The 6,291-nt window shown below is 75.6% G+C and carries 5 protein-coding genes; 3 read left to right on the top strand and 2 right to left on the bottom strand.

All coding sequences use genetic code 11. The features are described 5' to 3' along the window. The coding region (locus AB5970_RS19040) for an FHA domain-containing protein (RefSeq protein WP_370505521.1) at positions 1-441 on the top strand (441 nt) is incomplete at its 5' end. A gap of 21 nt (positions 442-462) precedes the next feature. On the opposite strand, the gene AB5970_RS19035 is transcribed toward AB5970_RS19040, so the two are convergent. Next, positions 463-750 carry a helix-turn-helix transcriptional regulator gene (locus AB5970_RS19035; protein ID WP_370505520.1) on the bottom strand — a complete coding sequence of 96 codons (288 nt, stop codon included), beginning with the start codon at positions 748-750 and terminating at the stop codon, positions 463-465. A 46-nt stretch (positions 751-796) separates the two neighbouring features. Between AB5970_RS19035 and map the strand changes: the two genes are divergently transcribed. Continuing rightward, positions 797-1,573, top strand: a complete 777-nt coding sequence (gene map, locus AB5970_RS19030; RefSeq protein ID WP_370505519.1) for a type I methionyl aminopeptidase — start codon at positions 797-799, stop codon at positions 1,571-1,573. On the opposite strand, the gene eccCa is transcribed toward map, so the two are convergent. Beyond that, a complete protein-coding gene (eccCa, locus tag AB5970_RS19025) occupies positions 1,570-5,586 on the bottom strand; it encodes a type VII secretion protein EccCa (protein WP_432205898.1) in 4,017 nt (1,338 codons plus the stop codon). The two genes, map and eccCa, sit on opposite strands and share 4 nt — an antisense overlap. Before the next feature lie 169 nt (positions 5,587-5,755). Here eccCa and AB5970_RS19020 point away from each other — a divergent pair. Beyond that, the coding region (locus tag AB5970_RS19020; RefSeq protein ID WP_370505518.1) for a hypothetical protein at positions 5,756-6,291 on the top strand (536 nt) is incomplete at its 3' end.

Below are 6,291 nucleotides of genomic sequence, written 5' to 3'. Positions count from 1 at the left end.
GTGATCGACGTGCCGCCGGAGGCCTCGCCGGCGCCGGTCGAGCCGGACCTGGGCGAGCTCGAGCACACGCGCCTGCGGCCGAGCACCCCCGCGTCCGCGCCGCCGGCCCCGGTCGCGCTGCGGCTGGCGTTCGACACCGGCGAGCGCGTGGACGTGACGGGCGACGGGCTGGTCGGCCGGAGCCCGGCGGGCGAGGACGGCACGGTCCACGTGGTCCCCGTCGACGACCCCGCGCGCTCCATCTCGAAGACCCACCTGGCGTTCGGGCCCGACGGCGCCGGCGGCCGGCTGTGGGTGGTGGACCGGGGGTCGACCAACGGCACGGTCCTGGTCGCCCCCGACGGGACGGTCTCGGCGCTCCCGGCCGGCACGCGGGCGACCGTCGCGGCCGGCTGGACCATCCGGTTCGGTGAGCGCAGCGCGGTGGTCGAGCGCCGCTGAGCGGGCTCGACGACGCGGGCTCTACGACGCCATCCGCCGGGAGCCGGCGGCTTCGACGTCCCGCTCGGGTCCGGCGATCTCGGCCCACACCGCGTCCAGCGAGAGGTCGAGCACCTCGGCGATCGCCGCGACCGTCGAGAAGGCCGGGGTCGCGATGCGGCCGGTCTCGATCTTGCGGAGGGTCTCCGGGGAGACGCCGGCGTCGAGCGCCGTCCGGAGCATCGAGCGTTCTCCGCGGGCGTGACGCAGGAGGGCGCCGAGGCGCCGGCCGCGCTCGACCTCGGCGGCGGTGAGAGGAAGCCTGACCATGGCTGCGATTCTAGTACCGGGATACTCTGGCCGGTATAGTTATCGCATGATCGAGATCTTGAACCTCACCGAGCTGGCCCGGGCGCGCGACACCGGCGCCCTGGTCGGGCACATCCTGCAGACGTTGAGGGACCGGACCACGGTCGGCACGAACCTCCTGGACATCGACCGCTGGACCCAGGCCCTGATCGTCGAGGCCGGGGCGCAGTCCTGCTACGTCGACTACGCGCCGTCGTTCGGGCGGGGGCCCTTCGGGCACTACATCTGCACGTCCGTCAACGACGCCGTGCTCCACGGGCTGCCGCGCGACTACCTGCTGGCCGACGGCGACCTGCTGACGCTCGACCTCGCGGTCTCGCTGGCGGGGATCGCCGCCGACTCGGCGGTCAGCTTCGTCGTGGGCCGGTCGCGGCCCCGGGAGAGCGTCGCGCTGATCAGCGCCACCGAGCGCGCGCTGAGCGCCGGGATCGCCGCCGCCGGACCCGGGGCGCGCCTCGGGGACGTCTCCCACGCGATCGGCTCGGTGCTCGGCGCCGCGGGCTACCCGATCAACACCGAGTTCGGCGGGCACGGCATCGGGTCGACCATGCACCAGGACCCGCACGTGCTGAACACCGGGCGGCCCGGCCGCGGGTACACGCTGCGCCCCGGGCTGCTGCTCGCGCTGGAGCCGTGGGTCATGGCCGACACCGACCGCCTGGTCACCGACGCCGACGGGTGGACGCTCCGCAGCGCCACCGGCTGCCGCCGCACGGCGCACAGCGAGCACACGATCGCGATCACCGACGACGGGGCCGAGATCCTCACCCTGCCGCGCGCCTAGACGGTCGCGGGGCTCCAGGCCAGCTGCACGACGCGGCGGCCCTCGTCGCGCGTCACCAGCTGGCCGCGGCCGGGCACCGACGGCACCGGCTTGGCCCCGCCGATCAGGGCGCCCTCGTCCGGGTTGCCGGAGAGCACGATCCCGGGCGCGGCGAGGTCGCGCAGGGCCTGCAGCACGGGCTCGTACATCGCGCGGGCCGCGCCGCCCGTGCGCCGGGTGAGGATCAGGTGCAGCCCCACGTCGCCGGCCTGCGCGAGCAGGGGGACCAGCGCGGCGACCGGGTTGCCCGTCGTGGTCTGCACGAGGTCGTAGTCGTCGACCAGCACGAACACCTCGGCGCCGGTCCACCACGAGCGCGACCGGAGCTGGTCGGGCGTGACGTCCGGGCCGGGCAGCCGGGTGCGCAGGTACGCGGCGAGGTCCGAGAGCTCGGTGGTCGCCTGGTCCTGGGTGGTCAGGTAGCCCGCCAGGTACTCGTCGGGGATCTCGCCCAGGAGCGAGCGCCGGAAGTCGACCGCGAAGATCTGGGCCTGCGCGGGCGTGTGGGTGCGCCGCACCTCGGCCGCGACCGACCGCAGCAGGCCGGACTTGCCCGAGCCGCCGTCGCCGAACGCGTAGAGGTGGCTCTCCTCGCGCAGGTCGATGCCCACGGGGGCCAGCGCGGCCTCGTCGACGCCGAGCAGCAGGTCGCGTGTGTCGGCGGGGGACGCGGCGCGCACCTGGTCGAGCGTGACCTCCTCCGGCAGCAGGCGCAGCTTCGGTCCGGGCGCACCCCGCCACGACTGCGACACCACCTGCACCAGGTGCTCGACGCCCGCGCCGAGGGTGGCGGGGGAGTCGTCGCCGTCGATGCGGGGCAGGGCCGTGAGCACGTGGTGCTTGGACGCCACGATGCCGCGGCCCGGGCGGTCCTTGGGCACGTTGACGGCGACCTTGCGGTCCAGCTCCGAGTCGGACGGGTCGCCCAGGCGCAGCTCGAGCCGGGTGCCGAGCAGGTCCTTGACCTGCGTGCGGAAGTCCATCCACCGCGCGGCGCTGGCCAGCAGGTGCACGCCGAACGTGAGGCCGCGGCCGGCGAGCGCCTGCAGCCGCGCCTCGAGCTCGTCGAACTCGGCCCGGACCGTGCTCCACCCGTCGACGACCAGGAAGATGTCCCCGTAGCCGTCGTCCGCGCGGCCCTCGAGCCGGCGCGCGCGGTAGGTCTCGATGGAGTCGATCTGGTGCGCACGGAAGTACCGCTCGCGGGCGTCGACGATGCTCTCGACCTCGGCGACGACCCGGCGGACCACGTCGGGCTCGCTGCGGGTGGCGACGCCGGCCACGTGCGGCAGGCGCGCGAGCGGGCTGAACGTGCCGCCGCCGAAGTCGAGGACGTAGAGCTGAACCTCCTGCGGGGTCTGCGTCAGCGACAGCCCGGTGACCACCGAGCGCAGCACGGTGCTCTTGCCGGACCGCGGGCCGCCGACCACCGCGAGGTGCCCGGCGGCGCCGGCCAGCGAGATCGTGAGGTTCTCGCGGCGCTGCTCGAGCGGGCGGTCGGTGATGCCCAGCGGGATCGTCAGGGCGCCGGCGGCGCGCCAGCCGGGCGAGACCAGCCCGAGCGCGGGGTCGGCGACGAGGTCGGGCATCAGGCGGTCGAACGTGCTGGGCACCACGAGCGGCGGGAGCCACACCTGGTGCGCCGCCGGTCCGCGCCCGGCCATGAGCGAGACGGCGATGTCGAACGTCGCGCGCTTCTCGACCTCGTCGGCGACGACCTCCTCCGGCTCGTCGCGCACGGTCCCGAGCACGGGCGCGGCGGTGAACGACTCGAGCCGCGCGCGCCCGGTGGCCACGCCGGGACCGGCCGCGGCCCGTCGGCGACCCCGCGGCGGCCCGGAGACGTACGAGGCCCGGAACTGCACCATCGTCGTGGGGTCGGGCTTGAGGTAGCCGACCCCGGGGACCGGCGGCAGCTCGTACGCGTCGGGCACGCCCAGCACGGTCCGCGACTCGGCCGCGGAGAACGTGCGCAGGCCGATCCGGTAGGACAGGTGCGACTCGAGACCCCGCAGGCGCCCCTCCTCCAGGCGCTGCGAGGAGAGGAGCAGGTGCATCTGCAGCGACCGGCCGAGCCGCCCGATGGCCACGAACAGGTCGACGAACTCGGGCTTGGCGGCCAGCAGCTCGGAGAACTCGTCGGCGACGATGAGCAGGGCCGGCAGCGGCGCGAGGTCGGGCCGGTCGGTGCGGCGGGCCTTCTCGTAGTCGCTGACGTTGGCGAAGTTGCCCGCCGAGCGCAGCAGCTCCTGGCGCCGCACCATCTCGCCCTGCAGGGCGTCCTGCATGCGGTCGACGAGCGTGAGCTCCTCGCCGAGGTTCGTGATGATGGCCGAGACGTGCGGCAGGTCCGCCATGCCCGCGAACGTCGCGCCGCCCTTGAAGTCGACCAGGACGAAGTTGAGGTCCTCGGACGAGTGCGTCAGCGCGAGCGCCAGCACGAGCGTCCGGAGCACCTCCGACTTGCCCGAGCCGGTGGCGCCGATGATGAGCCCGTGCGGGCCCATGCCCTGCTGGGCCGACTCCTTGATGTCCAGCGAGACCGGCTGGCCCTGCGGGGTCAGGCCGATCGGCACCCGGAGCCGGTCGCGCGGCAGGCGCGGCCGCCAGGCCGTCTCCAGGTCGAGGTCGCGGATGTCGCCCAGCCCGAGCAGGTCCACCAGCTCGGACGAGGCGTTGGCGTCGTCGCGCGAGGGGCCGGCGTCGCGGTGCAGGGGCAGCAGGCGGCGCGCGGTCGCCTCGGCCTCGGCGACCGAGAGCTGGTCGCCCGTCAGGTGCGTGGGCTCCAGGCCGAGGCGCAGCACGTCGACCGGGGCCGTGCCGTCGGCCTGCTGGGCGCCGACGAGGAAGCGCAGGGTCCACGGGTCGTCCAGCTCGTCCCAGCGCTCGGGCAGCTCGAGGACGGTGATGCCGAGCACGCCGTCGCTGGTGAGGATCGCGTTGCCGACGGGCACGTGGCCGCCGTCGACCACCACGAGAACGTGCGGCAGGGGCGTCTCGGCCGCCGTCGGCCCGAACCGCGGGCGGTCGCGCAGGCCCTCGGGGAGCAGCGACTCGATCTCGGCGAGCGTGGTGCCGATCATCCGGGCCGCGCCGACCGCGTCGCGCTCCCGCGTCGAGTGCGCGTGCGGGAGCCACTTCACCCAGTCCCACGACGCCAGCGCGCGGTCGCCGGCCAGCACCGCGATCTGCAGCTGGTCGGGGGAGTGGAACGTGGCCAGCTGGCAGACGATCGCCCGCGCGAGGGCCCGGGCACCCTGCTCGGTGCCGGCCACCTGCAGCAGCGGCACCGACCGCACGTCGACCGCCAGCGGGATGCCCTGCTGGACGCGGTGCGTCACCAGGAACCGGTGGGCCGCCGACGCCGCCACCGGGTCGAGCTGGGCCAGGGGGGCCGTCTGCGGCGGCTCGAGGTCGAGGCACAGCGGCTGGCTGCCGACGCCCACCCGGGCGAACAGGTAGTCCTCGTGGTCGGGCGTCCGCTCCCACACCCGCGAGCGCTCCTCGGCCACCGACGCGAGCGCGCGGGGGTCGGGCGCGTTCCACTCGGCGTGCCGGCGCTGGGCGCGCGCGGCCTGCCGCACCGTCCGGCGCAGGTCCGCCAGGTAGGCCAGGTACTCGCGCCGGGCGCCGACGACCGCCGCCTGGTGCTGCGAGCGCTGCCGCCAGCCGTTGACGCCGACGAAGCCGAGCGACGCGACGAGGAACATGCCGGCGGCGATCATGCCCTTGGGGCCGGGCGACGAGACCGCGACGAACACGATGGAGCCGACGCTGCCGAGCATCGGGATGACGTTGGCCAGGACGCCGCTCACGCCGTCGGAGGGCTGGATCTCGGGCGGCGGCTGGAGCACGATCTGGCCGGTCGGCACGGCGGGCGGACCCTGCTGCGCCACCGCTGGTGCGTGGCTGCTGCCCCGCTGCGCCACGATCGACATCTGCTGCCCGCTCCTCGTCCCGATGGCCACCCGCATGCCCACCAGCACAGGCGGGAGCTGCCGACCGCCACGGTACCTGGAGCAACCGTCGCAGGGCGGTTCTGTCCCCGAACGGGTCATGCCGCGGCAGGCCGTGCCCCGTAGCATGTCGGCGGCGCCGTCCCGGCGTCCCGCAGCAGCAGCCGGCACCGCGCAGGAGGTGGTCGTGACAGCACCGACCGCCGAGCACCTGCGCCCGGTCCAGGTCCGGCTGGCGGTCGACCTGGGCGGCGAGCGCCGCGACATCGCGCTGCGGTCGGACGTGGTCGTGCGGGACGCGCTGGCGGCCGCGATGGTCCCCGTGCACGTCCCCGGTGTGGTCGTGCTCGACTCGACCGGTCGCCGCCTCGACCTGTCCGGGCTGGTCGGCGCGCAGGTGGCCGACGGCGGCGTGCTGCACGTGGTGCGCCCCGCACCGGCCCCGCGCACCCGGGCCGGACGCTGGGCCGCGGGGCGGCCCGACGTCGTCGCACGTCGCCCGCACGTCGAGTCGGGCGCGTTCGTCCTCGCGGCCGCGCTCGGCGTCGTCGTGGCGCTCGTGGTCCTGCTCGCGCCCGCCCCGCTGAGCGGCACGGCCGCGACGACCGTCGCCGCCGTCCTCGGGCTCGCGGCCCTGGCCGTGGCCGTCGGGGGGGCGGCCGCGCCCCCCGCGGCGACGGTGGCCGGCCCCGCCCTGGGGTTCGCCGCCCAGGTGCTGCTCAA

This window comes from Cellulomonas sp. ICMP 17802, from assembly GCF_041295535.1.
Classification (GTDB): Bacteria; Actinomycetota; Actinomycetes; order Actinomycetales; family Cellulomonadaceae; genus Cellulomonas.
The sequence above is the reverse complement of the archived record's forward strand: the minus strand, read 5'-3'. Positions and strand labels throughout refer to the sequence as shown.

What these genes read in the sequence shown, in the direction of transcription:
- AB5970_RS19035 (WP_370505520.1), bottom strand. Translation starts at nt 750, where the DNA reads ATGGTCAGGCTTCCTCTCACCGCCGCCGAGGTCGAGCGCGGCCGGCGC.
- map (WP_370505519.1), top strand. Translation starts at nt 797, where the DNA reads ATGATCGAGATCTTGAACCTCACCGAGCTGGCCCGGGCGCGCGACACC.
- eccCa (WP_432205898.1), bottom strand. Translation starts at nt 5,586, where the DNA reads ATGCGGGTGGCCATCGGGACGAGGAGCGGGCAGCAGATGTCGATCGTG.